Origin of the sequence: Vibrio sp. SSH13-20 (genome assembly GCF_040104475.1) — a bacterium.
In the GTDB taxonomy this organism is placed as follows: Bacteria; Pseudomonadota; Gammaproteobacteria; order Enterobacterales; family Vibrionaceae; genus Vibrio; species Vibrio harveyi.
On sequence record NZ_JBECOU010000001.1, the window covers coordinates 976,401 to 992,211 of the forward strand.

Consider the following 15,811-nt stretch of genomic DNA (forward strand, 5'->3'; position numbering starts at 1 on the left):
ATTGAGCAGTTATGCCCAGTCGAAAATCAGGGTGAAATAGAATTAAGAGTTAGATGTAAAGGTTATTGATACTTTTATCGAAGAATCACAACGAAAAGGCGAATTCTCATGACCGATTGGTCAGAGGTCTGAATTGAAACAAGAAAGAGAATGGAGGCGCCTCCCGGAGTCGAACCGAGGTCCACGGATTTGCAATCCGCTGCATAGCCACTCTGCCAAGGCGCCATAGTGTTTCGTATTGAAACTTTGAAAGGTTCGTAAGAGCGTTTGCTCTTTCGATTATCACCACGTTACTAAACCGAGATAGAGTCGTTTATCTTCAACGCCTTCGTTTTAATAAGCAGCAATTATACAGTAAACATTCAATAGATATGTAATGGTACTTTATTGAATGGAGGCGCCTCCCGGAATCGAACCGAGGTCCACGGATTTGCAATCCGCTGCATAGCCACTCTGCCAAGGCGCCTCAACTGGAGCGACACACGAGGTTCGAACTCGTGACCTCAACCTTGGCAAGGTTGCGCTCTACCAACTGAGCTAGTGTCGCATAATTTGAGGTGGTGCCCCGAGCCGGAATTGATGGTCCGACACTCGGCCGGTCAACTCGACGGCGGGATATTAAATTCACCCACTCAATTTTCGGATGGTGCCCCGGGCCGGACTTGAACCGGCACAACGCGAACGTCGAGGGATTTTAAATCCCTTGTGTCTACCAATTCCACCACCAGGGCAACGCAATCAATGCGATGGTAACACCACCTGCTCTAACGACCTGCGCCGTGAGAACGAGGCGTACTTTAACGGATTAAGATTTTAGGTCAACAATAAATTTTATCTTTTTTATTCATGCGGTTAAAAAGCAGACTCAGGCGAATACTCCGCACCCAATTCGACCGTTCCATGTACAAATCCATCACTCTTACATGATGTTTTTTCTCAACGTACTCTCCATGAATGCCCTTCAACAGAATAGTGGTCCCCGAGAACGAGAGGATAAAATAATGAATTTATCAACAATTTTATAAACCACTTCGGCAAATGCTCTCATTTATAGCAAAAAAAATCTTCATTCTTGTACCTCGCTAACATTTCACTGATCCGATGTGTTGTTAGTATTTATTCATGGCGCTAATCATACCATTGAGCAAAAGTGGTTTTGATGTTTGTTTTTTGCTTATTAAACGTTGCTATTACTAGCAAGTCTAAACATTCAAAGGTTAATAACATCATGAATAAAATGACAAAAGTTGCCTCACTCGCAGTGGCGATGGCATTTTCCGGAGTTTCCAACGCTGCCATTGGGGATTACAAAGTAGTCCTCATTCACGGTTTCCAACCCGATCAATTGCAAACTCAACCTTCGCGAACGCAAGTTGAAACAGAAGGAGCGGATTATTGGAAAGATTATTGGATGCAATACGCCGATGCGCGGATTGACTGGCCTTCGCAAGAGCGCGTCGAAGGTAAAATTACCAGTGATTACGTTTGGCCGAAGCTTCAAGAGTTGTCGAGAAATGGGACATGCCAGCCGGGTTGTATCTTAGTGACCCACTCTACCGGTGATCTTGTCGCAAGGTATCTCCTTGATAACCAAGAGAACTGGCTAACTAACGCAGGGCTTACTCCCCTCAACGTCGTTGCCACCTTCGACTTCGCAGGTGCCGGTGGTGGCTCAGAGCTGGGTGATATCGTCATCAATATTACGGAAGGTGGCGGCTGGACAAACAGTGCCATGCGCTATGCTATTTCGCTCTGGCTTGGTGATACTCCGAACAAAAACAACACTGGAGTGTTAAACGACCTTAAAGTCTCAAATGCTCGCCAAATAGCGATGCTGCCTGATCACCGAATTCCTCGCATTCGTTTTGTCGGCAATGGCAGTGATTATTTTAAAGCAACAGCAAGTTTCTTACCGGGCAAAGACGATGGCGTTGTAGCCGCGCACTCATCCTGTGGTTCTTCTAGCTCCGGCAGTTTCGACAGTTGTTCGACTCACTTAGCGATGGACGGTAAAGTATCTTCACAAAGTAAAGGCGTAACAAGCTTGATGCCTAACCATTACCCTTTCATCATGGGAAATGGCTACAGCCACAGCGAAGTGATTGGCTCAAAGCACAAAGGGAAAGTGACGTCTAGCAACACTTCTGTTGCACTCGCGGACGGTCACTCAGTCAAAGTCGATAGCTATCAACAAAATGGATGGTTCGGCAGTAAGTACATTTATGTTCAAGGTTCCCAACAAGATACAATGTCTGAGATTGCTGCAGGATTATAACTAAGTTCAGTTTAAATCCGTATAGGAGCCAAGCAATACATCGTTTGGCTCTGTTTACCCACAGTGGATGATTCAAGAGATTGAATATGAACAACAAAAAACTTATTGCCCTTGTTGCGTTCGTAACGCTCGGTGCTGTCACACTCTTTATTTTGAAATCCCCCTCCGACGAACCTGAAACGTCGACTCAAACTGAAATATCCCAAGATCTCATGCCACATAAGCAAGCTTCTTCTATCGTTAAGCCAAGGCAAGTAACAACAGAGCCAGCCAACGTAGAGTATGACGATTCTCCGCTGATAGAGGATATTACTTCTTCGCAAGATCTCGAGTTAATCGCAGTGCGTCACGAGCAAGTTTTACAATACCCCTCATATTCCCAGCCCATCCTTGGAGAGAATAGTCCTTATTTAGATTGGAACCATTTTGAGGAAGTGCCCGTTCCCGTATTAGATGGAAAAGACACAGCGACACTTAGTTTAACCAAGTATCGCCACTTCTTCCCAGACGATATCGAAGTCAATTTGAAATCCTCTAGCAATATAGTGACAGCGTCACTATATGTCGAAGATATTGAGCAGCAAAAGACACTCGCCACTTTTACGATGGAAGAAACCGGCTGGCGTATATCCCCAAAACTTGATTGGCCAGAAGAGTTAAGGCTGGTTGCACATATCACTTTTGAGCAAGGCGAAGACGTCATTAGTACTGATTTACGTCTCTTTCATTCTGTCGCAAGTATTGTCAATGTAGGCAGCGGCACGCCAAAAAATACTGATATGATCATTCCTATTACGTTACAAATTGATAAAGCTGGTATCTATCGAGTAAGGGGGAACCTGTATCAATCGAACGGCTCCGCGATTGCGTCATTGGTGCACAAGCAGCGTTTATCGGAAGGAGAGCAAACCATTGAGCTTAAGGCTTTCCATAAAGTCCTTTTAAAAGGCAAAACGGATTATGAACTGCGTGACATCATGATAGAACGCATGTCTGGCTTTCCGGGAGAAAAAGCGCAATACGGTCAAAGCGAAAGCGAAGTATATCCAATCGGCGCGTTTGATTCCGGTCTTCTCTCTGATGAGCCTTATGAGATGAGTGATAAAGAAAAACAACAACTTGAGTTTCTTCATCAAGCATCAAACTAACTTTGTCCGCACTTTATGTGTCCGTACTCAAGCGCTAAGCTCGCTTGAGTACAAACAAAGAACCTTCACTTCACTTATCAAATTTCACCCTGAATTTAGTCCTGCTCATTTCATCGGTTTTTCATATTTCATGTCTAGAGTTTTAAATTGACAAAGACTAAGAAGAAAAACGTGAAGCCATTAAAACGATACCAATACGAACGCTACGCCGTGCTGTGTAATCTCGCCTACCCCAGAGTCTTTAAACAGACACGCTATGGGTTTGACCCTAATGGGCAGCGGATCATTAAAAACGAATTTGGCAAAACCATGATCCGTGTTTTATGGAGTAAAAAACGTACTGAGGTCGTTGTGGTTATTAAAGGCTCGCACAGTATTACCGATTGGTTGCTGAACTTTGCCATGTGGACTCGTAGCTGCAAGCGATTAGGACTTAACTATCGCATCCATGCAGGTTTCTACCATCTGTTGTTTCAAGAAAGCCAACCTTCTCGAAATGAAGATCGTCTCGGTTTGAGCGTGATTGAACGACTAGAAGCCACCATTGTACCTCTGATTCTACAAGGTAAGCGCATCACCATTACTGGACATTCGTCGGGCGGCGCAATTGGCAGCGTGTTTGCCGACTATATCGAACGTAAGTACCCAAAAAGCATCAAACGAGTGGTGACATTTGGTCAACCAGCGATTGGTAATTGGACATTCAAGAAACACTATCGTTTAAGTCACAAAACCTATCGAATCTGTTGCGACATCGATATTGTTACTTTTATGCCTCCGGTACCTTTTCTTTATTGGCATGTAGGTAAAATGTTGTGGCTTTATAATGGAAGAATTTATGAGAACACGCCAACGTTAATGCGCCTTGGGCGTTCTTTGGTAAGTTGGTTGATCCGCCCTTTTTCCTATCACTTAATGAGCAAGTACATTCGCAACAAAGACTTCTTTGATGAGCGTTAATCCATTACTTCGCTTTCGTGTGATTCAGCGACAGATACAAAAAGAGCCAGTATTAAACTGGCTCTTTGTTCTTGGTTTAGAATTACAAAGACGCAATTTCTTTATCAAGTTGGTATTTGTTGTCAGTAACGATGCGCTCTAATACTTCGACGCGCTGTTTCAGGTCGTCTATTTGTTTGTTAAGACCATCTCGCTCTTCTTGATTCATCAGTTTACGCTCAGAGATTTCGAGCGCTTTTACTTCCTTGCGATGATTAAGAATCAACTTAACGATACCACCACCGAATATTGCACCGAATATAATCGCAATAGTTGCAACTTCCTGCATAGATTCCTTTCCTTAATCTGCCTACTGATAATGCTCAACAATAAAGTTACGCATTTGTTTCATGAATATCAAATAAGACATTGATTAAATGCATGCTATTTTCGAAATTGGTCACACCTGCAACTCTGCAGTCGAGATTATTTAACGCCAACCCAAACAGAAACCGATCCGCCGTTCACTGGGAATTCCGCCCATCCACTAGCGTTAGTCCATACTTCTTCGGTACGAATACCTAGTTTATCGACATAACGTGTGCTCGGTGAACCTGTGTACATCCACTTTGTTCCGCCAGGACCATCACTCATGATAACCGCCATAGAGTTCGGATGTTCCGCATCCCCTTCTCGTGTCCAACCAATCACATCCCAGTGGTCAAGGTAAGAATGTTGTTTACCATAAGCATAATCTTTACGTGCTTTCACCAATTGCTCAATGTAAGGCACTTTCACCATGTTGATATCATGCCCTTTATCGCTGTATTGCGCACCGTAGTAATCTGCGTAGAAGACTGACGGATAACCTTCCTCACGAAGCAAAATGAACGCGTACGCAAGTGGTTTGAACCACCAATCCACCGGAGACTCTAAGGCCTGTAGTGGTTGCGTATCATGGTTCTCAACCAGTGTTACTGCTTTCACTGGGTTGTCTTTCATCAAGGTGCCATCCATGATTCGGCGCATATCAAAGTTGCCACCCGAGCGTGAAGCGTTATAGAAGTTCATATGTAACGGAGCATCAAACAATGACATGCTGCCAGAAGTCTTAGTGATAAAGTTGTGCAGATTGTTCACGTCGTAGTTCCAGTACTCACCAACGGTAAAGAGCTCTTTACCCGTTTTCTTACGCAAGTAATCGATCCACTCTTGTAGGTACTGATATTTGATGTGTTTCACTGCATCCATTCGGAAGCCATCAACACCCGTCATGTTTAAGTACCATTCACCCCAATCTTTCAGCTCTTGCTTCACTTCTGGGTGATCCATGTCTAAGTCTGCGTACATGAGGTAGTCATAGTTGCCTTTTTCAGAACTGACTTCCCAATCCCATGCTTTACCATCACCTTTGAATTTAAAGATCGCTTTCTCTTTACCTGCGTCATCCCAATCGACGCCATCAAAGTGATACCACGTCCAATGGAAGTCTGAGTATTTATCGTTACGTCCTGGGAAGCTAAATTCAACCCATGCTTCAATCCATTTATCGCCAAGTTCAATATTGCGGTTATTCCAATCCACACGCTTGGTATCGACCCACGACTTGCCATCTGCACCGCCACGATGGTTGAACACTACGTCACCATAAATTTGGATATTGTTTTTGTGTGCTGCTTTGATGGCATTTAGATATTGGTCTTTGGTGCCGTACTTAGTTCGTACCGATCCTTTTTGATCAAACTCCCCTAAGTCATACATATCGTAAACACCGTAACCAACGTCGTTGCTACCACCTGCGCCTTTATATGCTGGTGGCAACCACAGCGCTGTAAAACCGTTGTCGGATAGTGCTGGCGCATTGTTTTCAACTTGTGTCCAGAGTGCGCCGTCATTTGGCACATACCAATGGAAATACTGCATCATAGTTCCATTTTGTGCCGCCAATACCGGCGAACTCAGCAGCAAAGTTAAAGGTAAAAGTGTGGGTTTAAGGTTGAATGTTTTCATTATTTTTCTCTCACGTTTTAGAACGAAGTTCGAACTTAGAGAGCCAACATGACGACTAGAAGAGATCCAACTAACCGTCTGTTGTACAACAAAAAGTTCGGACTACAATCGTGGAGAAATTATCACCAATCACCCTCTACAATTATTGAGTTGTGTAACATTTATAAAACCAATAACTAATTGAGCGCAATTATTGAATCACGATCAAATAATCAGGGAGGAGATAACCAAAAAGCGTAGCGAAATTGAGACTTAAGCGATGAATTATCATGCTTTAAAACGAAAAAAGCCCGTCATGATGACGAGCTTTCGAAAATAATGGAGGCGCCTCCCGGAGTCGAACCGAGGTCCACGGATTTGCAATCCGCTGCATAGCCACTCTGCCAAGGCGCCTCAACTGGAGCGACACACGAGGTTCGAACTCGTGACCTCAACCTTGGCAAGGTTGCGCTCTACCAACTGAGCTAGTGTCGCATAATTTGAGATGGTGCCCCGAGCCGGAATTGATGGTCCGACACTCGGCCGGTCAACTCGACGGCGGGATATTAAATTCACCCACTCAATTTTCGGATGGTGCCCCGGGCCGGACTTGAACCGGCACAACGCGAACGTCGAGGGATTTTAAATCCCTTGTGTCTACCAATTCCACCACCAGGGCAACGCAATCAATGCGATGGTAACACCACCTGCTCTGACGACCTTTGTCGTGAGAACGAGGCGTACTTTAACGGATTAAGATTTTAGGTCAACAAAAATTTATTCTTTTTGATTCAGATGGTTAAAAACACGACTGAACGTATGGGAGTTGAGCGATTCGATTAAAACTCAAACGACTTCTACCACCATTTATTACTAAAAAGAGCCGCTGTTTAAGCGACTCTCCACATCATATCGGTTTAGTGCTTAAGCACAACAGTTACAGTTGCGCTTGTAGCGGTCCATTTTACCTATGCCTGGGTTAAAGGTGTTGGTCGGGTCAAGTTGATGATAGAACTTTTGTAGCGAGTTTTCGGCTTCATATAAGTGACCTACGTTGTGTTCTGCTGGGTATTTCGCGCCACGACTATTTAGGTGCTCCAGCATCAGTTTCTTCATCAGCTTGGTGTCTGTACCCTTCTTAAAGATGTAGTCTTGGTGGAACACATAACACATGAAATGCCCATAATAGAGAGACTTAACGAGGTTCTTACTTACTTCCTCAGGTAATGTTTCTAACCATTCTTCATCGTTACGTCGTAACGCAATATCAAGAGCTACAATGTCTTCTACTTCCTTGCGATGAATGGTTTCGTAACGAATGGCTGCGCCTGCTGCTGCAAAACGGTGTAGATACGCTTTCTTACCCTCTTCTGGGGTACATTCGAAAAAGTCACTATCGTGCTCAGCTGCCCAAACCTCTTTGAGGTATTTCTGCGCTTCGGCAATACCGCCGTCACTCATTTTAAGTACAAGATGGTGCTCGTACTTATCACGGTATTCCAACATGCGTTTAGGAAGGTGCTGTGGGAATAGCTTGCTTGCGTAGTAGAGAATAGTATCTGGCAGGTATTTACTGACTAACGGTACACGCTCTAAGAAGTTTTCAACCTTAGCTTTCAGCGAGAACATCTTAGGCAGATTGTCTGTGCCTAATAAATCGATAGAAAGGAACACATCTTTACCGTATTTTTCCGCCATGTTGAAGATGTCACGGTGAAGGTACTCACCCATCTCTGGCAAGTTTTCGAATTGAGTAAGGAAGTCTTTTCTCAGCTTGGTCAATTTCTCTGGATCGTTAGTGCCTAAATAGAACACCTGCTCTTTCTCTGGGATTGGATAGCTGTCGACTCGAACCGCAAACACGCCCAGTTTACCCGCACAACCGCTCGCCTCGTACAGACGGCGTTCGTCGGCATTAAAGCGCGATGGGATATCAGAAGTCACATCACGAACACGTTCGTCGTATTCTTTATCCGACGCCATGCGTTCATCATGAATCACTTTATCTGGGTCGAAATTACCATCTTGGATGTTCTGTAAGATCTCTTCAGGCGTCGAGCCTAATCCTTCAATACCAAGGTGGTTAACAAGATTGAGCTTACCGTCTTTGTCCACCTGAGCGAATATGGCTAATTCTGTGTAAGCAGGACCACGTTTAACCAAAGCGCCACCAGAGTTGTTCGCAATACCACCTACAACTGTTGCGCCAAGAGAAGAAGAACCAATCACCGAATGCGGCGCGCGATTAACTGCTCGCAACTCTTTTTCTAACGAATGCAGACTCGCCCCCGGAAGACAAACGGCTTGCTTACCCCCGTCTAACAGATAGATTTGCTTCATCTTGGTGATATTGATCACCACCACATCGCGGTCGTAATCACTACCACTTGGCGCTGAGCCTTCGGTCAGACCCGTCTTAGCCGCCTGCATGATGATGATGCAATTATTGTCGACACATTGTTGGATGACCTTCCACTGCTCTAGAAGAGTCTTAGGAAAAACCACCGCCAACGCCGTGCCGCTTCCTGAGCGAAAACCGCTGCGATAATACTTGGTTTTGATTTGATCGGTAAGGACATTTTCTTCCCCGACAATGGTGACAAACGCGCCGATGAGCTGCTTCTGTTTCATATCCGTATCTCTAGTTATTATGCCCAGCCAATATAAGTAGTCCGAATCTGAACGTCCATGCCACCAAAGTCCGATAACGACGCCCAGATCAAGTTAACTACATTAATTACCCATACATTCAATCACTTAAAATTCTCAGACCTGTAAAATCAACAAAGAAACTTATCGTTTCCAAAAAGAAACAATAGCAAAGTACATTGTTAACAAATGTGCACGATATCGAAGAACAAGAAAGTTAAGAGGGATGACAAGGCTTTGTATTCCTGACCTTGTCAGAATATTGAGTTAGAACAAAACCACAACATGTGAATACCATGACGTTATAGCAGCGTTATATGGCTGTGACATTGCCGATCAGTGAAGAAAATAGTTAGGGTGGAGAGTTTAAAATTTAGAGCAAATCCCTTCAATCAAAGGAGAATCACTCCTTTGAGAAAAGTTGAGCCACTAGAATTGATGGCTACGACGTTGAAAACACTGATACAGGTGCTCGATAAAGATCTTAATCTTTTCTGGTTGCTGACGAGTGTATGGGTACACGGCATAAATACCCAAGCACTTAGCCGTTTCGTCTTTAAACAACTGAATCAGTTTGCCTTGCTGTAAGTCTTCATAAACCAGCACCCGAGGCACATAAATAATACCTTGCCCTAGCAAAGCGACGTTACGTAACGCAGATGAGTTATTGGTACATAGATTCCCATCCACCTTAACCTGATACACCTCATCATCACGCTTGAAAACCCACTCACGTGCACCTGTCTCTTGATAGGCGTAAACCAAACAGTTGTGCTTAGTGAGATCGTCCGGCGTTTTTGGTCTGCCATGTTTGGCAACGTACTTGGGCGATGCACACACAATCCAGTTTGCATCAACAAGCTTGCGTGCGATTAGGCTTGAGTCTGGTAAAACCCCAGTACGAATGGCAAGGTCAAAACCTTCGTTGACGATGTCGGCGAATCGATTGTCCAGTTCCATATCAATGTTGATATCTGGGTAGGCTAGGTTGAATTCAGAAATAACCGTAGGAAGGATGAGTTCACCAGAGATGGTAGGTACCGTAATCTTGATATTGCCGGATAGGTTCTTGCCTAAGCCAACAATGGATTCTTCTGCAGTTGCGACGGCTTGGTAAACACTACGCGCATGTTCGAAGAAGGATTGTCCTGCTTCTGTCAGTTTTAGCGTGCGTGTGGTTCGATAAAGCAGTTGAACGCCTATCTCCTGCTCTAATTTGGCAATACGCTTACTGACGACCGACTTAGTAAGTTCCATTTGTCTTGCAGCGGCGCTGAATGAACCTTGCTCAACCAAATGATAGAAAATAATGTAGTCGTCGGTATTTCTCATGTGTCTTCACTGCTTCCTTGTTGAAGAACATATTGTAAAGGGCTTTAAAGCTAAATGCTGGCTGAGAAGTCACACTTGAGAAGCGCATCTTTCTGTATGCAAACACTCAACGAGTGCTTGTTCAGCTTGCCAAGCATCAGATACAAAAAAACCAGCTTTCGCTGGTCTATTGTTGATGCTTTCGCATCTGGATATCGCCATTGCCATACCCAAAAATATGGAGGCGCCTCCCGGAGTCGAACCGAGGTCCACGGATTTGCAATCCGCTGCATAGCCACTCTGCCAAGGCGCCAAATTTTTTACGCTTAAAGGCTCTGCCCCGCTGCGTTGGTTGCTACTTTACGGATTCAGGAAATATAGTCAAACAAAAATCCAAAATTTCTGTTTGTTTGCTTTGTTTTAAACCAATCCGATGTTAATTCGACCTAAACCGTCCAGATTTACTCGTTTTAGTTAAAGCAAATCAAAATAGATAGGCAAAAGAAAAACGGCAATCGGTGCCGCTTTTCTCTCTTAACTCTCGTGGTTAACCGTTAGCAACGCGTTTAAACAAGCGTCCCACTACGTTTGGATGGTAAGACCAAGTGTGGTCAAACATCGACATTAACGCTGGGTTGCCGTACTTCGACAAGCTAATGGCATGGAATCGGTTCTTCTTCGCTTTTAACGCATCGACTTTTGCAATCAATTCATCTTGCTGTTTTGGCGCAATGAAGTCTGAAATAACAACCATGTCGGCGTTTTTGTATTTGTCGCTGTTCATCAAATCGATAGATTTAATCAACGTTGGCTCCAAATCCGTACCACCATGGAAGCTGTAAGTTAAAAAGTCGGCAGCTTCACGTAAGCCATCCTGACGCGTTAACTCGTAAGTAATGTGTTCAGTGGAGAAGATGATCACATAACAATCACGCTGCTCCGCCAGAGCGATTTGCATCAGTGCATAAGCCATAGCCTTGGCACATTGCTCTGGGAAGCCACTCATCGAGCCTGACGCATCAACACAAACGATAAACGGTCCTTTTTCAACATCGACCGCTTTATGATCTGGTTTGTGCGCTTTCACCTTACGTAGTGTGCGAGACTTACCTTGCGTGCGGTAGTTCATCAAGCGTTTATCAATCAAATGCTTGTAGAACACGACTTCCAGCTCTGGGTAAGCCAAAAACATGGTTTCGTTCGGTAGTAGTTTGTTGAGATCGTCACTTTCATGAATACCGACGATATCGTCTGTCGCTTCGTCACTCTTTTCCTCAACCATTTGCAGCTCTTCTGCTGGCGCGCGATTGAGGTCAGGATCATTCACTTGCCCCGCCATGCGACCAAGCTGTTCTGCGATTTCTTGTAAGCCTTTGTGCTTTTTAAGGAACTCTGCGTGGCGCTTCATCACGCTTAGGTCAGTTTTACTTAACTTAGCTGACGCCATATCCCATAAACGCCCTACGCTTTCTTCGTCACCAGACTCCGTCACTTTATCCATGTTACGCATGGTTTCCATACGTTGATAAAGGTCGTTAAGGACTTTTTCTTTGTTCTCTTCAAGCTCAGAGACTTGCGCTTGTTTGATTGCTTCTGCAAGGCTTTGATACCACTGGTCACAGAAGTAATGAGGGAACATCGGGTTATTCACCCCCTTGTTCTTCTCCATCATGCGACGCGCTTGCATGTAAAACGCGGAGTGCCATTCAAGCTTTTTGATCACATCATCAATGCGCTCAAAGAACTCGTTCTCATCCCAATAAATGACTTCTTGGTAGAGCGCGAGCTCCTGTTGAAAACGTTCTGTCTCACAGACTTTCGTCATGCGCTTTTTCACGTTGCCACGCCATTTAAGCAGATGGTTTTTCACGGAGGATTTCATGCCTCGGTTTTCTGCCATCATCATGACTTGTGAACGCGCCATTAAATCGTTAACCGCACTATCAATGATGCCTGAATCTGCCACCATGAGCGCTAAGTTGAGTCCGTCTGCACCTAACATGTCGTCTCCTTAAGATTAAGAGAAAAACTGATGTAAGTTTTTGAAGCGTTGAATGATCTTCTCGCTTTCACCTTGGATAGACTCAAGTCTCTGGCTCACCTGTTGCAGACTCGACTCCATTAGACGTGGTAACTCTGGATCCACGAAGCTGTGAGGCAATGCGCCATGGAAGTTGGCTTTAACCTTACGCATATGATGTTCAGCTTCACTCAATTGGCTGACTGCTTTTTCGCTTTCTGCCAACCATTTTTGGTAAAGCTCAACGTCTAAACCTTGTTGGGTAACCAAACTCACCAACACGCCTCGGTTAGCAATGTCGCGGATCACTAGGTTGTTGGCAGCATCAACATCAAAACGCAGACGACACATATTGGTGTTTTGGTTCACGTAGCCATACACATCGCCATGACCTTCTTTGATCACTCGATCAAGCTCGTCTTTTGGCACGTATACCCAGCGACTGTCGCCCTTCTCTGATTCAGAAACCGACATGTTGCTTTGCAGAATAACCAGTTTAACCAAATTCACCGCCGCGCCTACTTTGTAAGTTTTCGCTTTGGATGTATCGAAGCTCATGGTTTCTTTGCGAAGCAGACCGGTTGCCGCTTCTGCGTTTAACGTCATGCGATACTTGTCTTCAAGCTCATGCTGTACATCAACCAAAGATTCACGACAGTATTCGATCTCTTGCTCTGCTTCTTGCTGGTCAAAGGCATGTTTAAGTGCGAACTCTTGAATCACGCTGCGAACGACATCGCGTGACTCAGGGCTGTTCCATAAACAATCTTGAAGTAGCAGAAGATCAAGCGGATTGATCTCGTCACGCCCATTAAAGAACGCACTTGCTTTAAGTAGCTTGACCGCTTTCTTCCAACGGCGGTCAGACACGTACATGTCTGTTAATGATGCGTCGCCAAACTCAGACTCGACTTTGGTTTCCAACATCGTTTTTAGTTGGAAAAGCTTTTCGAATGCGTTGTCGGTCAGAGTAAGTTTGTCGAGCTGTTGCTGCCAGCGGTGGTATTCTTCGTCTGTGATCGCCAAGCCCTCTGGAACTTGCGCTTCTTGAGACGTGCCCACTGTCAGCATTGATTTGAAGTTTTGTTTATCCTGAATGCGGTTTACAAACACGCGCACCAACATACGATCGTAAAGTGCGTCTAAGCCGCTGTCTTCATCTGGCAGCTCGTTTGATGCAGAAACCAAAAGACGCATCGGTACACGTTCAATATCGCTGCCGTTTTTAAATGTCTTTTCGTTCACAACGGTCAAAAGCGTGTTCAGAATCGCAGGACCCGCTTTCCAGATCTCATCAAGGAAAACCACTTGCGCCGTTGGTAAGTACCCTTGAGTAAGACGGACATAACGACCGTTGTCTTTTAGCTCTTGAATGCTCAATGGACCAAACACTTCTTCAGGTGTTGAGAAGCGCGTCATGAGGTATTCAAAATAACTGCTATTATCAAAAGCTTGGATAAGTCGTTTTGCGATTAAGCTTTTTGCGATCCCTGGAGGACCAAGAAGGAAGACGCTTTCGCCGGCAAGAGCGGCAAGAAGACAAAGTTTGATGGTGTGTTCGCGTTCGTAAACGCCATCAGTTAACGCTTTCGCTAGCTTGTTAATACGCTCTGAAAGAAGCGCCTTTTCTGCATTAGATGCGAAAGATGGTTGAATCATAGAAGCTCCGGCTGTTGAACTGAGGCTGTATATATAATTTTATACATTTGTTATCACTTTGTTACAAGTGTATTTTTTAGTGAACCTCGTTTATACCAGATGCTCTTCGCGCGCGTGCGCGAGCAACCATAGTTTTCATTTATGAGACATAACTCACTGAATGTGCTGGTTTCGCAAGAGTATGAAACCATTTTCTTCTTTTGTTTCCGGTGGTTTGTGGTTAATGTGCAAAGCACGTCAATGCGCGGTTACAGCTAGGATCCACAACTGCATGAGCAATACAATTCATAAATGGAAGCAGATTTCTCTAGTCGAAGAGGAAGTTAAACTACCAACTGGTCGGATGATTACACATACCACTATCCAACACCCCGGTGCTGCCGTTATCTTACCTATTACTTCAGATGGCAACATCGTTCTTGTTAATCAATTCCGTCCCTCTCTTAACAAATGGCTGCTTGAATTGCCTGCTGGTACACGTGAAGGCGATGAAGATCCTTTGCACTGTGCTCAAAGAGAGCTGGAAGAAGAAACAGGATACAGCGCAGAAAAGTTTACATCGCTTGGTCAAGTTACCCCTCTTGCTGGTTTCTGTGATGAAATCCAGTACTTGTTTGTTGCCGAACAACTGAACAAAACCAATCGATACGAGTGCGACGACGACGAAGTGATTGAAGTAGTGACATTGTCACGAGAAGAACTCGAACAACAAATTATTCAAGGCATTATTACGGATGCCAAAACTATCGCTTGCCTAAGCAAAGCTCGTCTTTGCGGTTATATTTAGGTCTTTTCGACCGAGGAGAGAATTATGGACTTTCGATCAGATACCGTTACGCAACCTACACAAGCAATGCGTGAAGCAATGTTTACCGCTCCTGTCGGCGATGATGTGTACGGTGATGACCCAACCGTTAACGAGTTAGAGCAATTTGCGGCTGAGCTTGCGGGCTTTGAAGCGGCAATGTTCACGACCTCTGGTACACAAGCAAACTTACTTGGCTTAATGGCGCATTGTGAGCGCGGTGACGAATACCTATGTGGTCAGCAAGCGCATAACTACAAGTATGAAGCTGGCGGCGCGGCGGTACTGGGGTCTATTCAACCTCAACCGATTGAAAACAACCCAGACGGTACTTTGCCATTCAATAAGCTAGAAGCTGCTATCAAGCCAGATGACGCGCACTTTGCACGTACTCGCCTACTTAGTTTAGAGAACACCATCAACGGTAAAGTGATTCCTCTTTCTTACCTTGCAGAGGCTCGTGAGTTCGTAAACAAACATAACTTGCAGATGCACCTAGATGGCGCTCGCGTATTCAACGCAGCTGTCGCGCTTGATGTTCCAGTCAAAGAGATTGGTCAGTACTTTGATTCAATGACTATCTGTTTATCTAAAGGTTTGGCTGCCCCTGTTGGTTCGCTACTGCTTGGTAGCAAAGAGTACATCGCAAAAGCACGCCGTCTAAGAAAAATGGTCGGCGGTGGTATGCGCCAAGCGGGTATTCTTGCTGCAGCCGGTAAACTAGCCCTTACCGAGCAAGTAGAACAGCTAAAACAAGACCACATCAATGCAAAAACCTTAGCGGAAGGTTTAGCGGAATTGCCTGGTTTCTCTGTTAATCCAGAATTTGTTCAAACCAACATCGTCTTTGCCAAGCTTGATCCACAAGTGGATATCGCTGGTATCGCAGAAAAGATGAAGGAGCAAGGCATAACAATTACGCCAGGAAACCCAATCCGCTTCGTGACGCACAAAGATATTTCGGCACAAGACATCGATACCTTCCTATCTAGCCTTAAATCTCTGCTTTAACTTGA

The 15,811-nt window shown here is 44.7% G+C and carries 11 protein-coding genes and 8 tRNA genes; 5 read left to right on the forward strand and 14 right to left on the reverse strand.

Features of this window, described 5'->3' with window-relative positions; translation table 11 throughout:
• Positions 1-151: 151 nt before the first annotated feature.
• The 4 genes from ABMY42_RS04320 to ABMY42_RS04335 form a co-directional block, all read right to left on the reverse strand.
• Positions 152-225, reverse strand: a tRNA-Cys gene (locus ABMY42_RS04320).
• Between the two features lie 167 nt (positions 226-392).
• Positions 393-466 (reverse strand) — tRNA-Cys (locus tag ABMY42_RS04325).
• Positions 467-471: 5 nt separating this feature from the next.
• Positions 472-547: transfer RNA gene (locus ABMY42_RS04330), tRNA-Gly, on the reverse strand.
• 97 nt (positions 548-644) lie between these two features.
• Positions 645-731, reverse strand: a tRNA-Leu gene (locus ABMY42_RS04335).
• Between the two features lie 497 nt (positions 732-1,228).
• On the opposite strand from ABMY42_RS04335, the gene ABMY42_RS04340 reads away from it, so the two are divergent.
• The 3 genes from ABMY42_RS04340 (at position 1,229) to ABMY42_RS04350 (ending at position 4,383) form a co-directional block, all read left to right on the forward strand.
• Entirely contained in the window at positions 1,229-2,275 is a 1,047-nt protein-coding gene (locus tag ABMY42_RS04340) for a hypothetical protein (protein WP_026138207.1), read from the forward strand.
• A gap of 86 nt (positions 2,276-2,361) precedes the next feature.
• A complete protein-coding gene (locus ABMY42_RS04345; RefSeq protein WP_349266029.1) occupies positions 2,362-3,423 on the forward strand; it encodes a hypothetical protein in 1,062 nt (353 codons plus the stop codon).
• 171 nt (positions 3,424-3,594) lie between these two features.
• Positions 3,595-4,383 (forward strand): lipase, encoded by a 789-nt coding sequence (locus tag ABMY42_RS04350; RefSeq protein WP_050908946.1) that lies wholly within the window; start codon positions 3,595-3,597, stop codon positions 4,381-4,383.
• A gap of 82 nt (positions 4,384-4,465) precedes the next feature.
• Here ABMY42_RS04350 and ABMY42_RS04355 read toward each other — a convergent pair whose 3' ends face one another.
• The 10 genes from ABMY42_RS04355 to ABMY42_RS04400 all read right to left on the reverse strand — a co-directional run bounded on the left by ABMY42_RS04355 (position 4,466) and on the right by ABMY42_RS04400 (position 13,990).
• Positions 4,466-4,711, reverse strand: coding sequence for a hypothetical protein (locus ABMY42_RS04355; RefSeq protein WP_005446964.1), 246 nt, complete (start codon positions 4,709-4,711; stop codon positions 4,466-4,468).
• A 137-nt stretch (positions 4,712-4,848) separates the two neighbouring features.
• Positions 4,849-6,372, reverse strand: a complete 1,524-nt coding sequence (amyS, locus tag ABMY42_RS04360; RefSeq protein WP_005446966.1) for an alpha-amylase — start codon at positions 6,370-6,372, stop codon at positions 4,849-4,851.
• A gap of 319 nt (positions 6,373-6,691) precedes the next feature.
• Positions 6,692-6,765, reverse strand: a tRNA-Cys gene (locus ABMY42_RS04365).
• A gap of 5 nt (positions 6,766-6,770) precedes the next feature.
• Positions 6,771-6,846: transfer RNA gene (locus ABMY42_RS04370), tRNA-Gly, on the reverse strand.
• 97 nt (positions 6,847-6,943) lie between these two features.
• A tRNA-Leu gene (locus ABMY42_RS04375) sits at positions 6,944-7,030 on the reverse strand.
• Between the two features lie 245 nt (positions 7,031-7,275).
• On the reverse strand, positions 7,276-8,982 hold the full coding sequence (gene dld, locus ABMY42_RS04380; protein ID WP_349266030.1) for a D-lactate dehydrogenase: 1,707 nt from the start codon (positions 8,980-8,982) through the stop codon (positions 7,276-7,278).
• 447 nt (positions 8,983-9,429) lie between these two features.
• Positions 9,430-10,332 carry a LysR family transcriptional regulator gene (locus ABMY42_RS04385; RefSeq protein ID WP_349266031.1) on the reverse strand — a complete coding sequence of 301 codons (903 nt, stop codon included), beginning with the start codon at positions 10,330-10,332 and terminating at the stop codon, positions 9,430-9,432.
• 218 nt (positions 10,333-10,550) lie between these two features.
• Positions 10,551-10,624, reverse strand: a tRNA-Cys gene (locus tag ABMY42_RS04390).
• A 234-nt stretch (positions 10,625-10,858) separates the two neighbouring features.
• Positions 10,859-12,313: an ATPase RavA stimulator ViaA gene (viaA, locus tag ABMY42_RS04395; protein ID WP_349266032.1), complete on the reverse strand. Its 1,455-nt coding sequence runs from the start codon at positions 12,311-12,313 to the stop codon at positions 10,859-10,861.
• Between the two features lie 15 nt (positions 12,314-12,328).
• Entirely contained in the window at positions 12,329-13,990 is a 1,662-nt protein-coding gene (locus ABMY42_RS04400) for an ATPase RavA domain-containing protein (protein ID WP_038899521.1), read from the reverse strand.
• A 271-nt stretch (positions 13,991-14,261) separates the two neighbouring features.
• On the opposite strand from ABMY42_RS04400, the gene ABMY42_RS04405 reads away from it, so the two are divergent.
• A complete protein-coding gene (locus tag ABMY42_RS04405; RefSeq protein ID WP_017818795.1) occupies positions 14,262-14,777 on the forward strand; it encodes an NUDIX hydrolase in 516 nt (171 codons plus the stop codon).
• A gap of 24 nt (positions 14,778-14,801) precedes the next feature.
• Positions 14,802-15,806, forward strand: coding sequence for a low-specificity L-threonine aldolase (gene ltaE, locus ABMY42_RS04410; protein WP_349266033.1), 1,005 nt, complete (start codon positions 14,802-14,804; stop codon positions 15,804-15,806).
• Positions 15,807-15,811 lie beyond the last annotated feature (5 nt).

What these genes read in the sequence shown, in the direction of transcription:
- ABMY42_RS04385 (WP_349266031.1), bottom strand. Translation starts at nt 10,332, where the DNA reads ATGAGAAATACCGACGACTACATTATTTTCTATCATTTGGTTGAGCAA.
- amyS (WP_005446966.1), bottom strand. Translation starts at nt 6,372, where the DNA reads ATGAAAACATTCAACCTTAAACCCACACTTTTACCTTTAACTTTGCTG.
- viaA (WP_349266032.1), bottom strand. Translation starts at nt 12,313, where the DNA reads ATGTTAGGTGCAGACGGACTCAACTTAGCGCTCATGGTGGCAGATTCA.
- ABMY42_RS04405 (WP_017818795.1), top strand. Translation starts at nt 14,262, where the DNA reads ATGAGCAATACAATTCATAAATGGAAGCAGATTTCTCTAGTCGAAGAG.
- dld (WP_349266030.1), bottom strand. Translation starts at nt 8,982, where the DNA reads ATGAAACAGAAGCAGCTCATCGGCGCGTTTGTCACCATTGTCGGGGAA.
- ltaE (WP_349266033.1), top strand. Translation starts at nt 14,802, where the DNA reads ATGGACTTTCGATCAGATACCGTTACGCAACCTACACAAGCAATGCGT.
- ABMY42_RS04400 (WP_038899521.1), bottom strand. Translation starts at nt 13,990, where the DNA reads ATGATTCAACCATCTTTCGCATCTAATGCAGAAAAGGCGCTTCTTTCA.
- ABMY42_RS04340 (WP_026138207.1), top strand. Translation starts at nt 1,229, where the DNA reads ATGAATAAAATGACAAAAGTTGCCTCACTCGCAGTGGCGATGGCATTT.
- ABMY42_RS04355 (WP_005446964.1), bottom strand. Translation starts at nt 4,711, where the DNA reads ATGCAGGAAGTTGCAACTATTGCGATTATATTCGGTGCAATATTCGGT.
- ABMY42_RS04345 (WP_349266029.1), top strand. Translation starts at nt 2,362, where the DNA reads ATGAACAACAAAAAACTTATTGCCCTTGTTGCGTTCGTAACGCTCGGT.